Source organism: Rhodococcoides navarretei, from assembly GCF_038069675.1.
Lineage (GTDB): Bacteria > Actinomycetota > Actinomycetes > Mycobacteriales > Mycobacteriaceae > Rhodococcoides > Rhodococcoides navarretei.
The window spans coordinates 3,487,089-3,508,960 of sequence record NZ_JBBPCN010000001.1 but is presented as its reverse complement, the minus strand read 5'-3'; the positions used below and the strand labels follow the sequence as shown (position 1 = coordinate 3,508,960).

At 66.0% G+C, this 21,872-nt stretch carries 1 protein-coding gene; it reads left to right on the top strand.

The window, feature by feature from the left end:
• The first annotated feature begins 52 nt into the window (after positions 1-52).
• Complete coding sequence (locus AABD04_RS16475; protein ID WP_341441815.1) at positions 53-21,856, top strand: non-ribosomal peptide synthase/polyketide synthase; 21,804 nt, start codon at positions 53-55, stop codon at positions 21,854-21,856.
• Positions 21,857-21,872: the final 16 nt, after the last annotated feature.

Here is a 21,872-nt window from a genome sequence, read left to right as displayed (position 1 = left end):
GAATACCGAGCTCGCCGGTTGTGCACGTGGATCGATCAGGAGGAAAAGTTAGATGGCGGTAGGACGTCGAAGCGATGCAGCTCTGACGGTCGAGGACCTTCCGCGCTTGGTTCGGAGCGTCGCAGCGGTCGAACCCGATCGCGTAGCGCTCACGCACCTCGGTACGGAACTGACCTATGCCCGCCTGGACGAGGAGATCACCACCCTCGATGCGGCCATGGGAGGCGTCCTCGGCCCCGACGCGCTCGTTCCGGTGGTGCTGTCCAACACTGCTCCTGGCTTGATCGAGGCCACCGAGGGCGGTCTGGACGCGGTGGTGTCGACGGTCGTCGGCGACGCCGTCACAGTTCTCGGTGACGACGACTCGGTGTCGAGCGCGGCTACCCCCGAAGCCTCGACGCTGTACGCGCTGTTCGCCGATCGAGCCGAACGCACCCCGGACGCACCCGCCCTCGTCTTCGGTGAGAAGACCCGCAGCTACACCGAGTTCGCCGCGTCGGTCGAGCGGCTCGCACGCGTTCTGATCGCACGCGGAGTGGGGCCCGATGCATCGGTGGGCCTGTCGATCCGTCGTTCGTTCGATCTGTTGGTGGGTATGTACGCCATCTCCGCGGCCGGCGGAGCCTACGTTCCACTGGACCCGGATCACCCGATCGACCGTCTGGGATATGTTCTCGACACCGCGAACCCGGTCCTGGTGCTGACGACCACGGACGATCTGCCGCAACTCCCCGAGGGGACCGCCACCGTTCTCGTCGACGACCTCGACCTGACCGATGTGCCCGCAGGACGGATCACCGATGCCGATCGACGGGCGGCCCTGACCGAGGACGACCTCGCGTACGTCATCTTCACCTCCGGTTCGACGGGACGTCCGAAGGGGGTGGCGGTGAGCCACCGCGCCATCGTCGCCAACATCTCCTGGCGTCAGCGCGAGTACACGATGAGTGCCACCGACGTCGTGTTGCAGAAGACTCCGTTCACGTTCGACGTGTCGGTGTGGGAGTTCTTCTGGCCGTTGCAGATCGGTGCCACGCTCGTCATCGCCGAGCCCGAGGGGCACCGTGACCCCGCCTATCTCGCGCGCATCATCGGCGAGCACGGCGTGACGGTGACCCACTTCGTACCGTCGATGCTGTCGGTCTATGTTGCCGAACCCACTGCCGCACAGGCCGATTCGCTTCGCATGGTGTTCGCCTCGGGTGAGGCGCTGCCGGCGCGAACCGTCAACGCGTTCCATGCGATCTCGAACGCGGAATTGCACAACCTGTACGGTCCCACCGAGGCAGCCGTCGACGTGACGTACTACCGAACCCAGCAGGTGGAGGACGGCTCGGTACCGATCGGCGCTGCCGTCGACGACACCGACCTCTACGTGCTCGACGAGGGTCTGCGGCGCTCACCCCGGGGAGTCGAGGGAGAGCTCTATCTCGCGGGCGTGCAGCTCGCTCGCGGATATCTCGGACGCACGGACCTGACGTCCGATCGATTCGTCGCCGACCCGTTCGGTGAGCCGGGGGACCGGATGTACCGCACCGGCGACCTGGTGCGCCGACGCGCCGACGGCCTCATCGAGTACATCGGCCGCACCGACTTTCAGGTCAAGCTACGCGGCCTGCGCATCGAGCTGGGCGAAATCGAATCGGCTCTGCTCGCCGAGCCCGAGGTGACTCAGGCGGCTGTGCTGCTCCATTCGTCCGAGCAGTCGGAACAGTCGGAACAGCAGCTCGTCGGATACGTCGTCAGCACCGATCCCGAAATCGATCACGACGGCCTCGCGGACGCGGTGCGACGGCGTATGCCCGAGTACATGGTGCCGTCGGTGTTCGTCGTCTTGGACGAGTTTCCGCTGAACGCGAGCGGCAAACTCGACCGAAAAGCACTGCCTGCGCCCGATTTCGCGTCGCAGGTGCAGGAATACCGCGCACCGAGCACCGAGACCGAGAACGCGTTGGTGTCGATCTTCGAGACCGTTCTCGGTATCGAGCGCATCGGTGTCGACGACGACTTCTTCGCACTCGGCGGCAACTCTCTCAACGCCACCCGCGTGATCGCGCGGGTCAACGCCGAACGCGGGTCGGCCGTCGATGTTCGCGCGTTCTTCGACGCTCCGACGGTTGCCGAACTCGCGGCGGCCGTGGACGCGTCGGATTCGACCGATCGTCGAATTCCGTTGACGGCGCAGCCCGATCACGACGACGTGCCCCTGTCGCTGGCTCAACAACGCATGTGGTTCCTGAACAGATTCGAGCCCGACTCTGCGGTGAACAACATCCCGGTGGCCCTGACCCTGTCCGGGGCGCTCGATCTCGCCGCGCTGAGGGCTGCACTCGCCGACGTTCTCGATCGGCACGAATCGCTGCGGACCGTGTTCCCGGACCTCGACGGTGTTGGGTACCAGCATGTGCTCCGATCCGATTCGGCGACAGTCGAACTGGAGATCTCTGAGGCGAATGCAGCGGACCTTCCGGCAACGCTGCTCGAATTCGCACTGCGCCCCTTCGACCTCGCCGTCCACTTGCCCTTCCGAACGTTGCTGCTCGCGCTGTCGGACACCGAGCACGTCCTTGCGTTCGTGGTGCACCACATCGCGGCCGACGGCTTCTCCATGGGCCCGCTCACTCGCGACGTGGTGACGGCCTACGTTGCACGTACGAGCGGTCAGGCTCCCCAGTGGGCTCCGCTCGAAGTTCAGTACGCCGACTTCACGCTGTGGCAGAGAAAGGTTCTCGGCAGCGAGGACGACCCCGACTCGGTGCTCTTCGCTCAGCAGGAGTACTGGCGTGGACGCCTCGGTGGCGCTCCCGATCAGCTCGAACTGCCGACCGACCGGCCGCGTCCTGCCGTGGCCACCACCCGAGGCGGCACGTACAAGTTCGAGATCGACGCCGAGTTGGTCTCCGCGATCGAGAAGCTCGGCCGCGTTCACGGCGCGACGACCTTCATGGTGGTTCATGCGGCCCTGGCGATTCTTCTCGCCAAACTGTCTGCGAGCGAAGATATCTCGATCGGAACGCCTGTTGCCGGACGCGGTGATGCCGTGCTCGACAACGTCATCGGCATGTTCGTCAACACCTTGGTTCTGCGTACCGTGGTCGAACCCGACTCCACGTTCGAGGAATTCCTCCGCGAGGTCAGGGGCGTGGACCTCGCCGCGTTCTCGCACGCCGACGTACCCTTCGAGAAGCTGGTCGACGCCTTGGCACCGACACGGTCGCAAGCTCGGCATCCGCTCTTCCAGGTGATGCTCACGTTCCAGAACCTCGATCAGACGTCCGTGGAAATTCCGGGACTTCGAGTGGCCGCACTCGACTACGAAGCCGATCTGGCCAAGTTCGACCTACAGGTGACCTTGTGGAATTCGGTTGCCGCAGAAGGTGTTCCATCCGGATTGACCGTCGCGCTGAGCTATGCTGCCGATCTCTTCGACGAATCGTCGATCGTGCAGCTGGGTAGCCGCTTCGTCCGTGTTCTGCGCGCCATCACGCAGTCGCCATCGACAGCGGTGGGAGATATCGACGTACTCGAGGCCGACGAGCGGTATCGAGCACTCGATCGCCTCCGCCCAGCCACGTCGACTGCGAAGGCGACCGATCTCGGCGCGCGATTCGAGGCCCAGGTCTCGGCCGATCCGGCTGCGACGGCCGTGACGTTCGACGGCGAATCGATCTCCTACGCGGAACTCTCCGCCCGGGCGAACCGTCTGGCGCGCGAGCTCATCGCTCGGGGCGCCGGCCCGGAAACCCTTGTTGCAGTGGCGCTGCCGCGATCGGCGGATCTGGTCGTCGCGTTGCTCGCAGTACTCGCGTCCGGAGCCGGCTACCTGCCGATCGACACGACCTACCCCGCCGAACGGCTGGAGTTCGTGTTGACGGACGCGCGGCCGGTTGCGATGGTGACCGGGTCCGACGCCCAGGGCAATCTTCCGGTGTCCGACATTCCGACGATCGCGGTCGATTCGTCGACCGTGTCCGCACGCAGTTCGGCACCGGTCACCGACGACGACCGGCTCCTGCCGCTGCACGTGGACAACACCGCCTACGTCATCTACACGTCGGGATCGACGGGAACGCCGAAGGGCGTTCGGATCTCGCATCGCAATGTCACCCAGCTGCTGGACAACACGGCCGATCTCTATCGATTCGACCGCACGGACGTGTGGACGATGTTCCATTCCTTCGCATTCGACTTCTCGGTGTGGGAGCTGTGGGCTCCGCTGCTGTCCGGGGGCCGGGTGGTGGTCGTGGACTTCTTCACCTCTCGATCGCCCGAAGCGATGGTCGAATTGCTGGTGCGTGAGCAGGTGACTGTTCTCAACCAGACGCCGTCGGCGTTCTATCAGTTGATCGAGGCTGCCCGCCGGGCCGGAGACTCGGTGGGCGAACTCGCTCTGCGTTACGTGATCTTCGGTGGCGAGGCGCTGGATCCCGATCGGCTCAGCGGCTGGTTCGAGCGCCACGGTGAACGAGCGGTACTGGTGAACATGTACGGCATCACCGAAACGACGGTGCACGTCTCGTTCCACGAGCTCGACCCATCGTCGGCTCTGCGTTCGTCGGCCAGCCCGGTGGGTGACGCGATCCCGGGACTCGGCGTGTTCGTCCTGGATTCGCGATTGCAGCCGGTTGCTCCCGGTGTCGTCGGTGAGATGTACGTGGCCGGTGGGCAGCTCGCGCTCGGGTATCTCGAGCGACCGGATCTGACTGCTGTGCGCTTCGTCGCGCATCCCCACGGAGGGGACGGCGAGCGGATCTACCGCACGGGCGACCTGGCGCGGCTGACCGCCGACGGGGAACTGGACTACGTCGGTCGAAGCGACAGTCAGGTGCAACTGCGTGGCTTCCGAATCGAACTCGGCGAGGTCGAGGCCGTGCTCGAACGCCACGAATCGGTACTGCAGGCAGTGGTGGAGGTGCGTACCGACGACCGGCTCGGCGATCGACTGGTCGGCTACGTGGTGCCAGAGCACGGATCGGTCGTCGAGTCCGATGATCTTGCGCAATTCGCGGGCCGATTCCTGACGGGTTACATGGTGCCCGACGCGTTCGTGGTGTTGGATGCGCTGCCGCTCACTCCCAACGGCAAGCTCGATCGACGAGGTCTGCCCGATCCGGTCTTCGCGGCGCGAGAGTTTCGAGCTCCGTCCACGCCGGTGGAGGAGATCGTCGCGCAGGTATTCGGTGACGTGTTGGGTGTCGACCGTGTCGGTGTCGATGACGATTTCTTCGCACTCGGCGGTAATTCGTTGGTGGCGACTCAGGTGGCGTCGAGGCTCGGCGTGGAACTGGGTGCATCGGTTCCGGTGCGAACTCTGTTCGAGGCAAGTTCCGTCGGTGCGCTCGCCGCGCGGATGGAGAGTCACGTCGGCGACGTCCAGGGATCCCCGCTGGTGCCCCAGGAACGACCGGAGAACATTCCGCTTTCGCTTGCACAGCAGCGGATGTGGTTCCTCAACCGGTTCGAGCCCGAGTCCGCTGTGAACAACATCCCGGTGGCCATTCGGCTGTCCGGGAGTCTCGATGTCGATGCCCTCGGAGTAGCTGTCGCCGACGTGCTCGATCGTCATGAATCATTGCGGACCGTCTATCCGAGTGTCGACGGGTCGGGCTATCAGGTTGTGCTGCCGGTGGCTGCTGCGGTACCGGATCTGTCTCCGGTGCCTTCTTCGGTGAACACGATGGTGGGCGACGTGACGGCGTTCGTTTCTGCGGGGTTCGATGTGACGGTCTCGGTTCCGTTGCGCGCCAGACTGTTTCGCGTCGCCGACGACGAACATGTGTTGGTGGTCGTGGTACATCACATCAGTGCCGACGGTTGGTCGTTGGGGCCGCTGACTCGTGATGTCATGACCGCCTACGTGGCTCGGGCAGCCGGCGTTTCTCCGCAGTGGGTGCCGCTGCCGGTGCAGTACATCGATTACGCGCTGTGGCAGCGTTCGGTTCTGGGTGCGGAGTCGGATCCTGCGAGCCTGATCTCGCGGCAGGCGGAGTACTGGCGTGGTGCGCTGGTGGACCTACCCGCCGAACTGTCGTTGCCGGTAGACCGTCCTCGACCCGCGGTTCAGTCCTATGTCGGTGGTCGCTTCGGGTTCGATATCGACGGCGATGTCCAAAGCGGTCTCGCTGACCTGGCGCGGACGTCCGGAACCACTCTGTTCATGGTGATGCATGCCGCTTTTGCGGTGTTCCTGGCTCGTATGTCGAACTCCGACGATGTTGCGGTGGGTACTGCGGTCGCCGGTCGTGGCGACGCTGCGCTCGACGATGTCGTCGGTATGTTCGTCAATACCCTGGTGTTGCGGACCGAGGTGGATCGTGCGCTCGGTTTCGACCGGATGCTCGCTGCCGTACGCGAAGTGGATCTGGCGGCGTTCGCCCATGCCGACATTCCGTTCGAGCGGCTGGTGGATCTGCTCGAACCCGAGCGGTCGACGGCGCGTCATCCGTTGTTCCAGGTGGCTATCGCGTTCGAGAATCTTCCGCCGAGTACGTTCGCGTTGCCGGGGTTGGAGGTCTCTGCCGTCGATTTCGAGATCGACACGGCGAAGTTCGATCTGTCGCTCACCCTGCATGAGAAGCCGGAGGGGGCCGGCCTCGCTGCAAGCTTCGTCTACGCTCGAGATCTGTTCGACGAGAACACGATCGAGGTGTTCGCCCGCCGTTTTCTATGGTTGCTCGAAGCGATCGTGGCGACACCGAACACCCCGGTGGGCGATCTGTCCATCCTCTACGACGACGAATACGACCGGCTCACACACGTCCACGGTGACGACGTGTTGGCCGGCGGCACTCTGGCCGAGATCTTCGCTGCCGGAGCCGCACTCGACCCGTCGGCGACCGCGATACGTTACGAGGGCCGGTCGATTTCCTACGCCGAACTCGACGCGACGTCCTCGCAGCTCGCCCGGGTGCTCATCGAACGCGGTGCCGGCCCGGAATCCGTTGTGGCTCTCGGGCTCCAGCGCTCCTACCTCATGGTGCTCGCGGTCTGGGCAGTGGCGAAATCAGGAGCTGCACACCTACCCGTCGACCCGACGTACCCACAGGATCGCATCGCCCACATGGTCACGGACTCCGAGGCCGTACTTGGCCTGACCACACGGGCGCACTCGGCCCAGCTGGCCGCCGGACAGCAGGACCTGCTCTGGCTGAGTGTCGACGACGAGGAGTTCGTGGCCGAGGTCCGCACCCGCTCTGCCGAGCCGGTCACCGACGCGGATCGCCTACGACCCGTCACGTTCCAGAACCCGGCCTACGTCATCTACACCTCGGGCTCGACCGGCAAGCCGAAGGGCGTCGTCGTCACGCACGCCGGACTCGGCGGTGTACTCGACGCAGCAACCGATCTGTATCACCTGAAGCCGGCCTCGAGGTTCCTGCACGTCTGCTCGCCGAACTTCGACCCGTCGGTCCTGGAGTGGATGGCGGCGTTCTCCGTCGGCGCGACGTTGGTCGTAGTACCGGCATCGATTCTCGGTGGCACCGAGTTGTCCGATCTGCTGAAGTCCGAGCAGGTCACCCACGCCATCATCACGCCTGCGGTGCTGGGGACCATGGACCCGCACGGGATCGACTCGCTCGAAGTGCTTTCGGTCGGCGGCGATGTCACCACCCCGGAGTTGCTCGCACGGTGGGCACCGGGCCGCAAGTACTTCAACGGGTACGGGCCGACCGAGACCACGATCATCTCCAGCTTCGCCGAGTTGACGCCCGGCGAGCCGATCACCATCGGTCGACCGATTCACGGCATGTCCGTGCTCATCCTCGATTCCCGACTCGAACCGGTTCCGACCGGTGTCGCGGGTGACCTCTATCTGTCGGGCGGTGCGCTCGCTCGCGGCTATCTCGGTAGGCCCGGTCTGTCTTCCGAGCGCTTCGTGGCCAACCCGTACGGCATCGACGGCGCACGGATGTACCGCACCGGCGACGTCGTGCGATGGACGGACGACCTGCAGCTGCAGTTCGTCGGCCGCACCGACTTCCAGGTCAAGGTGCGCGGTTTCCGTATCGAGCTCGGCGAGATCGATTCCGCGCTCACCGTTGTTCCCGAGGTCGACTTCGCCGTCACTCTCGGGCACGAACTGCCTTCGGGTGTCACCACCCTGGTGTCCTACGTGCTGCCGACGCGTGGTTCCGTCGTCGACGTCGACGAGTTGACCGCCTTCGTCGGAAAATCATTGCCTGCTTACATGATTCCGTCGTCGATCATCGTTCTCGACACCGTTCCGCTGACCCCGGTGGGCAAGTTGGATCGTGCCGCGCTTCCCGCACCCGTGTTCGAGGCCCGTGAATTCCGAGCACCCACCACCGCGGTCGAAGAGATCGTCGCAGGAGTGTTCGCCGACGTCCTGCACATCGATCGAGTGGGGCTGGACGACGACTTCTTCGCCCTGGGCGGTAACTCGTTGATCGCCACCCAGGTGGTCTCGCGACTGGGCGCGGCACTGGACACCGTCGTGCCGGTGCGCACGCTGTTCGAGAGCTCGACCGTGGCTGCACTGGTGGCGCACGTGGAGAACGCCGTCGGTTCGGGTGGGCGAGCTGCACTCGTGGCGGGTCCGCGTCCCGAGCACCCGCCGCTCTCGCCTGCGCAGCAGCGGTACTGGTTCCTCAACCAGTTCGATACGACGTCGTCGGTGGACAACATTCCGTTCGCCGTGCGGTTGTCCGGCGAGCTCGACGTCGTTGCGCTGCAGTCGGCGGTACGCGACGTCGTCGAACGCCACGAGTCTCTTCGTACGCGGTACCCGGACTCGGCGCGGGGCCCGTTCCAGCAGGTGCTCCCGGCGTCCGAGGTACCGATGGACCTCGCCGTTCGAAACGTGGCCGGTGCGAACGTCGTTGCCGCCGTGACCGAATTCTTCACGCGTGGCTTCGACGTCACCGCCGAGGTACCGGTCGACGCGCGCGTGTTCCGCGTCGACGAGAACGAGCACGTCTTGGCCTTCGTCGTCCACCACGTGTCGGCCGACGGCGCGTCGATGGGCCCGCTGGCCGTCGACGTCATGACCGCGTACACCGCGAGATCTGCGGGGACGGCTCCGGACTGGGAGCCGCTCGAGGTGCAGTACGTCGACTTCGCGCTGTGGCAGCGAACCGTGCTCGGCACCGAATCGGATCCCGATTCGGTTGCAGCGCAGCAGGTGTCGTTCTGGAAGGAGGCGCTCGCCGAGCTGCCGGATCAACTGGTACTGCCCACCGATCGCCCGCGCCCGCCGGCACAGAGTTTCCGTGGCGATGCCGTGCGGTTCACCGTCGACGCCGGCACGCACGCCGCTCTCGTCGAGCTCGGGCGTACCGAACAGGCGACGTTGTTCATGGTGGTGCACTCGGCATTCGCGGTGTTGCTCGCACGCCTGTCCGGTTCCGAGGACATCGCTGTCGGAACGCCCATCGCCGGCCGCGGTGAGCGGGCTCTCGATTCGATGATCGGTATGTTCGTCAACACCCTGGTGTTCCGGTCGTCTGTCGAATCGTCGATGACCTTCCGTCAGTTGCTCGCTCAGGCCCGTGAGCGGGACCTGGCCGCGTTCGCGCACTCCGACGTTCCGTTCGAGCGTCTCGTGGAGGTGCTGAACCCGGTGCGGTCGACGGCGCGCAACCCGTTGTTCCAGGTAGGACTGTCCTTCCAGAACCTTGCCGAGTCGACGTTCGAGCTGCCGGGTCTGACGGTGAGTGCCGTCGAGGCGGATGCGGTGACTGCGAAAACCGACCTGCAACTGTCGATCTCGGATCTGTATGCCCCGGACGGCTCGCCCGCGGAACTGTCGGCCGAATTCAATTATGCCACCGACCTTTTCGATCGCGCCACGGTCGAAGGGTTCGCCGACCGGTTCGTTCGCCTCCTCGCCGCCGTGGCCGAGGACCCGTCGGCCGTCGTCGGCGACCTCGAGCTGCTCTCGCCCGAGGAGCACACCCGGATCGTGCGCACGTGGAACGACACCGACCACGATGTCGACGCGTCGCAGACGCTGGTATCGCTGTTCGATCGACAAGTGCAGAATCGGCCCGACGCGATCGCGGTGGTCCATGCGGGACAGTCGTTGTCCTACGGCGAGTTCGATCGTCGAATCAACCGGTTGGCCCGCATCCTGATCGGTGCCGGCGTCGGCCCGCAGGTGACGGTTGCCCTGGCGATCAGGCGCTCGGTGGATCTGCTCGTCGCGATGTACGCCGTCGCCAAGGCCGGCGGGGCGTACGTACCCATCGACCCGGATCAGCCGACGGATCGTAACGCCTACATTCTCGACGTTGCCGCTCCCGCTCTGGTATTGAGCACTGCGCGGGACGATGTCGACGTCGAGTCGATCCCGGTTCTGCTCGTCGACACCGATCCTCGACTGCTCGACGCAGAGGTCTCGGACGCGCCCGTCACCGACAGTGAGCGTTTGTCGCCGCTACGGCCCGCGAACACCGCGTACGTCATCTTCACGTCCGGATCCACCGGCCGTCCCAAGGGTGTTGCGGTCGGTCATGCCGCCATCGTCAACCAGCTGCTGTGGCAGAGCGCCCATTACGGACTGGGCAGCACCGACCGAGTGCTGCTCAAGACCGCGGCCACCTTCGACCTGTCGGTATGGGAGTTCTGGGTCGCCACCGTCTCCGGTGGTGCGATCGTCGTTGCCGACGCCGAGGGGCACCGCGATCCCGCCTACCTCGTCGATCTGATGAACCGGGAATCGGTGACGACACTGCACACCGTGCCGTCCGTGCTCGACGCGTTGGTCACGGCGTCGGCGGGCGCACTGCCCGAACACCTGACGCGGATCCTGGCGATCGGCGAGGCGCTGCCGGTGGCGACGGCCGAGCGCGCACTACGCAGTTCTGCCGCGCGACTGGACAATCTGTACGGGCCGACCGAGGCCGCGGTCTCGGTGACCGCGCACCGGGTGACGACCGTCGACGGCACAACGGTTCCCATCGGCGCGCCGGAGTGGAACACCCGTGTCTACGTGCTCGACTCGCGTCTGGCTCCCGTTCCGGTCGGCGTCGCAGGCGAGCTCTACCTCGCGGGTGCGCAGCTGGCCGACGGGTACTTCGCCCGGCCGGACCTGAGCGCCGAGCGATTCGTCGCGGACCCGTTCACCCCCGGCGGCCGCCTGTACCGCACCGGTGACCTCGTATCCTGGCGCGCCGACGGCGAATTGGAGTACGTCGGGCGCACCGACTTCCAGGTGAAGATTCGCGGTTTCCGTATCGAGCTCGGCGACATCGATGCCGCTCTCGGATCGCTCGACGAGATTCGCGACGTCGCCGTGATCGCTTTCGAGGACACGGGATCAGGCGCGCGGCTGGTGGCCTACCTCGTGCCCGCCGATGGGGTGACGCTGGATCAGGACGGTATCCGTCGTGCACTCGCCGAACGTCTGCCGTCGTACATGATCCCGGCGGCCTTCGTTGTGCTCGACGCTCTTCCGCGCGGAGTCAACGGCAAGCTGGATCGACAGGCGCTTCCCGAACCGCAGTTCGAGACAGCCGAATTCCGCGCACCGACCAACCCAGTGGAAGAGGCCGTTGCGGCGGTCTTCGCCGAGGTTCTCGCGGTCGAGCGCGTGGGTCTGGACGACGACTTCTTCGCGCTCGGCGGTAACTCGTTGATCGCCACTCAGGTGGTCTCCCGGCTGGGGGCGGCGCTCGATACTCAGGTGCCGGTCCGCTCGATCTTCGAGTCTCCGACGGTGCAGTCGCTCGCACGTGCGATCGAGTCCGAGGTGGGTACCGGTGCGCGCCGGGCACTGACGGCTCGAACGCGACCGGACTCGGTGCCGCTGTCGATGGCGCAGCAGCGCATGTGGTTCCTGAGCCAGTTCGATCCGACCTCCGCCGTCAACAACATCCCGGTGGCAATTCGGTTGTCCGGCAACGTCGATGTCGATGCACTCACCGGCGCCGTGTACGACGTGCTGGCACGGCACGAGATTCTGCGCACCGTGTACCCGGAGGTCGACGGACGAGGACATCAGGTGGTGCTCGGTACCGCGGAGGCCGGCGTGACGGTCGCCGTCGAGGACGTCGCCGAGACTTCGATCGAGCAGGCCCTGCGCGACTTCGTGTCCGCGGGATTCGACGTGACCCGAGCTGTTCCGGTCCGAATCCGGATCCTGCGAGTGAGCGAGACCGAGCACGTACTGGCATTCGTCGCCCACCACATCGCCGCGGACGGCTTCTCTATGGGACCCCTGACGCGCGACGTCATGGTGGCCTACACCGCACGTGCCGCGGGGGATAGCCCGCAGTGGGCACCACTTCCGGTGCAGTACGCGGACTACGCTTTGTGGCAACGCGAGGTGCTCGGTTCCGAGGACGACCCCGATTCGCCATTGGCGAAGCAGCTCGCCTACTGGACGTCGGCTCTGGCCGGTGCCCCGGCGCAGCTCGATCTCGCGACCGACCGGCCGCGCCCGGCGGTGGCGTCGTACCGAGGTGCGGCGTACAACTTCTCGATCGACGCGGCACTGCAGGCGAACATCGCTCGGGCCGCCCGAGCCGGCAACGCCACGAACTTCATGGTGGTGCACACCGCGCTCGCCGTGCTCCTCGGTGCGATGGCGGGTACCGACGACGTGACGATCGGGACCCCGGTCGCCGGCCGCGGTGACGCGGATCTGGACGAGCTCGTCGGCATGTTCGTCAACACGCTCGCGCTCCGTACCGCGGTCGACCCTGCGGCAACGTTGCGCGAGCAACTCGCCGCTGTCCGTGAGGCCGACCTCGGTGCCTTCGGACACGCCGACGTTCCGTTCGAGCGCCTCGTCGACGAGCTGGCCCCGGACCGATCTCAGGCTCGTCACCCGATCTTCCAGGTGATGCTGACGTTCCAGAACCTGAACCGTCAGACGTTGGCCTTGCCGGGGTTGAGCGTCGAGGGCATCGATCTCGGTAGCGCGTTCGCGAAATTCGACCTGCAGGTGACGCTGTGGGAGAACACCGACGAACACGGTGCTCCCGCCGGCATGGACGTTCAATTCGATTACGCCACAGATCTCTTCGAGGAATCCAGCATGGCCTCCCTCGGGAGACGGCTCGTCCGGGTGCTGCACGCGCTCACCGACACACCGGGCGGGGTCGTCGGCGACATCGACATCCTCGAGGACGGTGAACGTACCCGCGTCCTCGAGGAGTGGAACGCCACCGCACACGAGGTGGATCCCGGCGCAACGCTGGTGTCGCTGTTCGAGAACCGAGTTGCCGAGTCCGCGGACAACACCGCCACGAGCTTCCTCGACGATCGGGTGACATACCGCGAATTCTCCGAGCGGGTCAACGCGCTCGCGCGTCTGCTCATCGCCGAGGGAGTCGGCCCGGAAACCGTGGTGGCCACAGCCATGCGCCGCTCGATCGACATGCTGACGGGTATCTACGCCGTACTCGCCGCCGGTGGTGCCTACGTCCCGGTGGACCCGGATCTACCGGCCGAACGAATCGGCTACATCCTGGACACAGCGGCACCGGTGGTGCTGCTCACGACCGAGCACGACGGCACAGGTCTCGTCACCGACGCCGCCAGGATCCTGGTCGACACCGTCGACACGACAGGTCTGTCCACGGCACCGGTGACCGATGCCGAGCGAACCGCACCGCTGCGACCGGCGGACACCGCGTACGTCATCTTCACCTCCGGCTCCACCGGTCGCCCCAAAGGCGTTGCGGTCAGCCACGAAGCGATCGTCAACCGTCTGCTGTGGATGCAGGACGAGTACCGCCTCACCGAGCAGGACAAGGTGTTGCAGAAGACGCCGGTCACGTTCGACGTGTCGGTGTGGGAGCTGTTCTGGCCGTTGCAGATCGGAGCCGAACTCGTCATCGCGGTGCCCGACGGCCATCGTGATCCGGCATATCTGGTGAGCACCGTCGCCGAACGCGGCGTGACGGTCGCGCACTTCGTGCCGTCGTTGTTGGCCGTGTTCGCCGCCGCGGACGGCGTCTCGAACTGCACCGGTCTGCGCGCGGTGTTCGCCTCCGGTGAGGCACTACCCGCATCGGTGGCAGCCGCACTGCGCACTGCTCTGCCCTCAACCGAGCTGCACAACCTCTACGGCCCGACCGAGGCCGCTGTCGACGTCACGTATCACCGCGTCGCGCCGTCGGATACCGTGTCGGTTCCCATCGGTGCACCGGTGTGGAACACGAGGGTGACCGTGCTCGACGCGCGACTGCACCCCGTGCCCATCGGGGTTCCCGGAGAGCTGTATCTCGCCGGGCGGCAACTGGCCCGCGGATACCTCGGCCGCCCCGACCTGACCGCCGACCGGTTCGTCGCCGATCCGCACGGCGCAGCCGGCTCGCGGATGTATCGCACCGGAGACCTGGTGCGCTGGAACGCAGACGGCGAGCTCGAGTACCTCGGCCGCACCGACTTCCAGGTCAAACTCCGAGGCCTGCGGATCGAACTCGGCGAGATCGAAGCCGCTCTGACCGCAGACCCGTCGGTCGATCAAGCCGTGGTTCTCGTGCGCAGGACGCCGTCGGCAGGTGAACTACTGGTCGGATACGTCGTTCCTGTCGCCGGGGAGACGATCGACACCGCAGCGGTCACCGCGTCGGTTGCCACCCTGGTTCCGGAATACATGGTTCCGGCCGGGCTCATCGTGCTCGATGCCCTGCCACTGGGGCCGAACGGCAAGCTCGACCGCAGAGCACTACCCGAACCGGAATTCGGCAGCGATGCCGAGTTCCGCACGGCGACAACCGACACCGAACGCGTCATTGCCGAGGTCTTCGCGGACGTCCTCGGCCTCGACACGGTCGGGGTAGACGACTCGTTCTTCGCGCTCGGCGGGGACAGCATCGTCTCGATTCAGCTCGTCTCTCGCGCCAAGGCCAGGGGCGTTCAATTCGGGCCGCGAGATGTGTTCGAGCGCAAGACCGTTGCCGGTCTCGCCGAGGTCGCCGTGATCGTCGGCGAGGGCAGTGACGCGGTCGTGCTCGAGGAACTCGACGGTGGTGGCGTCGGCTGGATGCCGCTACCCCCGTTCGGCGTGGCGATGATCGAGCGCGGCGGCGGGTGGTCACGCTTCCATCAGGCCGTCACGCTGGAGCTGCCGCTCGGTATCGACCGAGACGGGATTCTCGCCACGGTGACCGCAGTGGTCGATCGACACGATGTGCTGCGGTCCACCCTGGTACACGACGACCGCGGCTGGGGCCTCGATGTTGCGCGCACCGGTACCGTCGACGTGGATGCGTTTCTCACCCGGGTCGATACCGGTTCGGCCGCAACAATATTCGACGATGCAGTCGGAACACTCGACCCCACGGCCGGGCGCATGCTGGCCCTTGTCTGGGTCGATCGAGGACCCGAGCAACCGGGCACGCTGACCGTCGCGGCGCACCACCTCGTGATCGACGGTGTGTCGTGGCGAATTCTGGTCCCCGACTTCGTGTCCGCCTGGGCTCAGGTGTCCGGGGGAGTGGACCCGAGCCTTCCCGAGGTCGGAACCTCGATGCGGCGGTGGACCCATGCTCTGGTCGACGCGGCAGCGAGCGAAGCGCGGCTGGCCGAGTTGCCGCTGTGGCGTTCGATCGCCGACACCGAGGATCCCGTGCTGGGCAACCGCCCCTTCGATCCCGCGGTCGACGTCGTGGCGACGCTCGAACGGGTGAACATCGAACTGGCACCCGACGTCACGCGCACCTTGCTGACCACCGTTCCGGAGATTTTCCGCGGTGGAGTGGGCGACGGGTTGTTGGCCGGACTCGCTCTGGCCGTCACGAGACTGCGGTCCGAGCGCGGCGTCACCGCACCGGCAACGCTGGTGCAGCTCGAAGGCCACGGCCGCGAGGAAGCGGTGGTCCCCGGAGCTGATCTGGGTCGCACCGTCGGCTGGCTGACCAGCCTGTTCCCCGTCCGCCTCGACCTGACCGGAATCGACGTCGACGCTGCGTTCGCAGGAGGGTCGCAGCTCGGCGATGCCGTCAAGGCCGTCAAGGAACAGATGCTGGCGCTGCCCGATCGAGGCATGGGCTGGGGACTGCTCCGTTACCTGAACTCCGAGACCGCTGCCGAACTGGCGGAACTCGGGACCGGACAGATCAGCTTCAACTACCTGGGTCGGGTCAACGTCGGCGAGGTCCCGGAGGAGATGAAGTCGCTCGGCTGGCTGCCGGCTGCCGACGGTGAGCTCTCCGCACCCGGTGACGCCGACATGGCGGCGAACAAGACGATCGACATCAATGCGATCGTGCTCGACACCGACGAGGGCGGCGTCCTGAGTGCGAGCTTCGCATTCCCGACCGGAGCCGTGTCCACGGACACGGTCGAGCGCATCGCCGGGCTGTGGTCCGACGCGTTGACGGCGCTGGCCACGTACGCCGAGGCACCCGGCTCGGGTGGCCTGACCCCGTCGGACGTGCCGCTGGTGGGGCTCTCGCAGGCCGACATCGCGTCCTTCGAAACGCGCCACCCGCAGCTGACCGACATCTGGTCGCTGTCTCCGTTGCAGCAAGGACTGCTGTTCCACGCGTTGTTCGCCGATGCGTCGATCGACGTCTACACCATGCAGGTCGTACTCGACCTGGCCGGCGAGGTGGACGCCGAACGGTTGCATCACGCTGCCCAGACGCTGCTGGACCGGTACGACAATCTGCGTACCTCGTTCACCGCGACCGCAGACGGTGAGACGGTGCAGATCGTCCATCAGGACGTCCTTCTGCCCTGGACGACGATGGATCTGTCGCACCTGGCCGAGCCGGAACGCGGCACAGCCGTCGCCGATGCGCTGGCGGCGGAGCAGCGACGACACTTCGACGTCTCCACCGCACCGCTGCTGCGCTTCATGCTGGTACGGATCACCCCGACCACCTACAAGCTCGCGATGACCAACCATCACGTGCTCCTCGACGGCTGGTCTCTGCCGCTGGTGATGAAGGAACTGTTGTATCTGTACGCCGCTCGGGGTTCCACGGCGTCGATGCCGAGGGTTCGCTCGTACCGCTCGTACCTGGCATGGCTGAACCAACAGGACCCGGCCGTGTCACTCGATGCGTGGACCACGGCGCTTGCCGGAGTCGAGGAGCCGACGTTCGTCGCACCGCCGAGTGCGGGACGAGAGATTTCTGCACGTTCGTCCGAGACGGAGCTATTCGTCGATGCCCAGACCACCGCGTCGCTGGTGGCGCTCGGTGGCAGACTCGGCGTCACCGTCAACACGCTGGTGCAGGCGGCGTACGGCCTGCTGATCGCACACATCACCGGTCGCACCGATGTCGTGTTCGGCGCGACGGTCTCCGGACGTCCCGCTGCTCTTCCCGGCGTCGAGTCGATGATCGGGCTGTTCATCAACACCATCCCGGTACGGGTTCGATTCGATCCCGCCGACACGGTGGAGAACTACCTGGTCCGGATTCAGGGTGAACAAGCAGACCTGCTCGACCACCATCACATGGGACTCGTCGACATCCAACGGGCGATCGGAATGGGGAATCTGTTCGACACCCTCACCATCTTCGAGTCCTACCCGGTGGACGAAGCTCAGTTGACGCAGCAGGCGGCAGCGATCGACGGGATGACCGTCGAGGCGGTGAGCTCCAACGACAACACCCACTACCCGTTGACGTTGTTGGTCGTGGCCGAGGATCGAATCTCGTTCACGCTCAAGTACATCAGCGATCTGTTCGACGCTGCGTACGTCGAATCCATCCTGTCCCGGCTGGTCGGTGTTCTGGAGACCTTCGTCTCCGACACCACTGCGCCGATCGGCGATATCGACCTCCTCGGTGCGCACGAACGTATCCGAGTTGTCGAGACCTGGAACGACACCGCGCACGAGATCGACGCAGGCACCATGCTGACCGCGCCGTTCAGGGCTCGTGTTGCGGCGAACCCGGACGCTCCGGCCGTGGTGTTCGAGGACACGACCATCACGTATGTGGAGTTCTCGAATCGCGTCAATCGTCTGGCGCGGCATCTGATTTCGCTCGGCGTGGGCCCGCAGTCCCTCGTCGCTCTCGGTATGAGGCGCGGCATCGATCTGATGGTCGGCATGTACGCCGTCCTCGAAGCCGGTGGTGCCTACGTACCGATCGATCCGGACCACCCGGCCGAGCGGATCGAGTACATCCTCGACACCGCGGTGCCCGTCGCAGTTCTGTCGACGAGCCACGATCGGACGGGTCTGCCGGAGCGGTTCCCGATTCTCGAACTGGACACGGTCGATCTCGCGTCGTACCCGGCAGGTGCCGTGGCCGATGCCGATCGACTGGCACCGATGCGCGCTGCGAACACCGCCTACGTCATCTTCACCTCGGGTTCGACCGGTCGCCCCAAGGGTGTTGCGGTGCCGCACCGCGCCATCGTCAACCAGATGGCATGGATGCTGAAGGAATACCCCCTCGACGCGTCGGACGTGTATCTGCAGAAGACCGCCACGACGTTCGACGTGTCGCTGTGGGGATTCTTCATGCCACTCCAGGTGGGTGCGACCCTCGTTCTCGCAACCCCCGACGGCCACCGCGACCCGGCGTACGTCGCGGAGCGCATCGCCCGGCACGGCGTCACCGTCACGGATTTCGTTCCGTCGATGCTCACGGTGTTCGCCGCGTACGCCACAGCCGATCAGTGCCGTTCGCTTCGGCATGTCTTCGTGGTGGGTGAAGCGCTTCCGCCGGAAACGGTGGCGGACTTCCGTGCGATCAGCTCGGCCGGTGTCCACAACCTGTACGGTCCGACCGAAGCTGCTGTGTCGGTGACCTACTGGCAGACCGGGCCTGCGGACGTGAGTACGGTGCCGATCGGCGCACCGCAATGGAACACCCAGACCTACGTCCTCGACAGCAGGCTGCATCCGGTGGCTGCAGGCACCGCAGGCGAGCTGTATCTCGCAGGCACCCAGCTCGCCGACGGCTATCTCGGCCGCGTCGACCTGACCGTGGACCGCTTCGTGGCCAACCCGTTCGCGGCGAACGGTGATCGCATGTATCGAACCGGCGACCTGGTGAAGTGGCGTCCGGTGGACGGCGAGATCGGTGTACTCGAGTACATCGGCCGCACCGACTTCCAGGTCAAGTTCCGCGGCCAGCGGATCGAGCTGGGTGAGATCGAGACCGCGCTGCTGACCCATCCCGACATCAACCAGGCCACTGCCGTGGTCGCCACCACCGGTACCGGGGATCAGCTCGTCGGATACGTCGTTCCGGCGCCGGGCCGCACGCTGGACCCGGCCGAGGTGCGCACCTTCGTCAGCGGTGCCCTGCCTGCGTACATGGTGCCGGCGACGGTGATGGTGCTCTCCGAGTTCCCGCTGAACACGAGCGGCAAGCTGGACCGGAAAGCGTTGCCGGAGGCGGTCTTCGAGGCCAAGGCGTTCCGCGCTCCTTCGACACCCGTCGAGGAGATCGTGGCGCAGATCTACGCCGAACTGCTCGGTGTGAAGCGCGTCGGATCGGACGACGACTTCTTCGATCTCGGCGGAAACTCGCTCATCGCCACCCGGGTCGCCGCGCGCGTTGCTGCGGCGCTCGGTAAGAAGGTCGGTGTTCGCGATCTGTTCGAGGCGTCCACGGTCTCCGCACTCGCGGCTCGCGCCGAATCACGTATCGACGACGACGCCGTGCCGTTGCGCCGGCGGGTACCCGGCGGACGGGTTCCGCTCTCGCTCGCTCAACAGCGCATGTGGGTGCTCAACCGACTCGACCCCGATTCCGGTGCGTACAACATGCCGCTTGCGCTGCGTCTACGAGGTGGACTGGACATCGCTGCACTGCAGGCTGCGGTGACGTCGACGGTCGAGCGGCACGAATCACTTCGTACCCGGTACCCGGAGAACTCGGACGGATCGCCCTACCAGGAGATCCTGGACGCCGCGGGTGTCGTTCCCGACCTGACCCCCGTCGACGCGCCCGACGACGCAGACACTGCCGATCGAATCCGCGAGCTGATTCACGGCGGCTTCGACGTCACCGTGGCACCACCGATCCGCGGATCCCTGTTCCGCACCGGCCCGGACGAGTACGTGTTCGTCATCGTGATGCACCACATCAGCGGGGATGGTGCTTCCATGATGCCCCTTGCACGTGACGTCATGACCGCCTACCTGGCTGCGACCTCCGGAAACGCGTACACCCCCGAGCCACTGACGGTGCAGTACGCCGACTTCGCGGTCTGGCAGCGTCAGGTGCTGGGATCGGACAGCGATCCCAGCTCGATTCTGTCCCAGCAGTTGGCATTCTGGGCGGACGAGCTGGCCGGCATCACCCCGGTCGTGTCGCTACCGTGGGACCGACCGCGCTCGGCTGCCGCAACACTGCGTGGCGCGAGTGTGACCACCGAGCTCGACGAGTCGACACACGCCCGGCTCGTTGCGCTCGCCCGCGAGAACAACGCAACTCTGTTCATGGCGCTGCACGCCGTGTTGGGCGTGCTGCTCTCGCGAATGAGCGGATCCCGCAATTTCGCCGTCGGCACGCCGATTGCGGGCCGTGGGCACGAGCAACTCGACGGACTGGTCGGCATGTTCGTCAACACACTGGCACTGCGCACCGACGTCGACCCCGACGTCACATTCGTGGACTTGTTGAACACCGTGCGCGAGAACGATCTTCGGGCTTTTGCCAACTCCGATGTGCCGTTCGAGCGGGTGGTCGACACGATCGCGCCGGATCGGAACGCCGGCTACTCACCGCTGTTCCAGACGGTCCTGTCCGTCGAGCCACACGGGGAGGCACGCTTCGAGCTGCCGGATCTGGTGGTGGAACCCGTCAGTGGCTTCGAGCCGACGGCGAAGTTCGATCTACAGGTCACGGTGGAGACACAGCACGCCGACGGGGATGGCGGAACCGGAATCGTGACCGTGGAATGGGTGTACGCCGCCGACATCTTCGACGAGTCCACCGTGGCGTCGCTGGCAGCGCGATTCACCCGCATCGCCGAGGAGGTGGCAGCAACATCGTCGGTGATCGTCGGCGACATCGACGTGTTGGATGTCGACGAACGAGCGGCCCTGTCCGAAGTCCGAGAGACCGAGGGATCCGGCGCGGTGCCGGTCCGATCGGATCTCACTCTGCCGCAGGTGCTCACGATGTCGGTGGACGCCGACCCCGATGCGCCCGCGTTGTCCTCCGGCGGTGTCGAGACGACCTATCGGGAGCTCGACGAGCGCTCGTCGCGTCTGGCCAGACTGTTGATCGAGCGAGGTGTCGAGCCGGGCGTCGTCGTCGCCGACGCGGTACAGGATGGCGTGCAGTCCGTCGTGACGCGGTGGGCCGTGGCGAAGGCGGGTGGTGCCGTCGCTCCGGTCGATCCGACCGGCGCGGCCGACACACAGTCGATGCCCCCGCGGACGGGTGCGTCGGTTCTCGTTCTCGACGCCGAGGACGCACCGGCGTGGGCCGGGTCGACGACGGTTGTCCGACTGGGTCGCAACGACGTCGCCGATGCGATCGCTGCACATTCGCCGCGGCCGGTGACCTACACGGATCGGACCGCGGTACTCGGGCCCGACAGCCCAGCCCTGGTCGGCAACGACGGAACCGTCGTCGACCACGGGACACTCGCCGCACTGGCGGCGCACGCCGTCACCGACTGGGTGGTTGCCTACGATTCGCGACTTGCGGTTCCCGACCGTTTCGACAGTGCGCAGGCGGTGTTTGCCGGAGTCGTCGCGGTGACGGCGGGCGCAGCACTGGTTCTGGACCGAGCGGAGTCGGCCGAGGACGCCGCCGAGATCGTGTCCGCCGAATGGGTGACGCACGCTTTCCTCACCGCGGCGGCCATCACCGCGGTCGGAGAGTGGGAACCGGGTGATCTGGAGGATCTCGTCGCTCTCGTGGCGGTCGACGGTGACCGACACGAGTTACCGACGGGCGGCACCCCGATACACCGTCTGCCCGGACAGATCGTGCCGGACCGACCGATAGGCTGAGGCGAACTGCAACGCC

What these genes read in the sequence shown, in the direction of transcription:
- AABD04_RS16475 (WP_341441815.1), top strand. Translation starts at nt 53, where the DNA reads ATGGCGGTAGGACGTCGAAGCGATGCAGCTCTGACGGTCGAGGACCTT.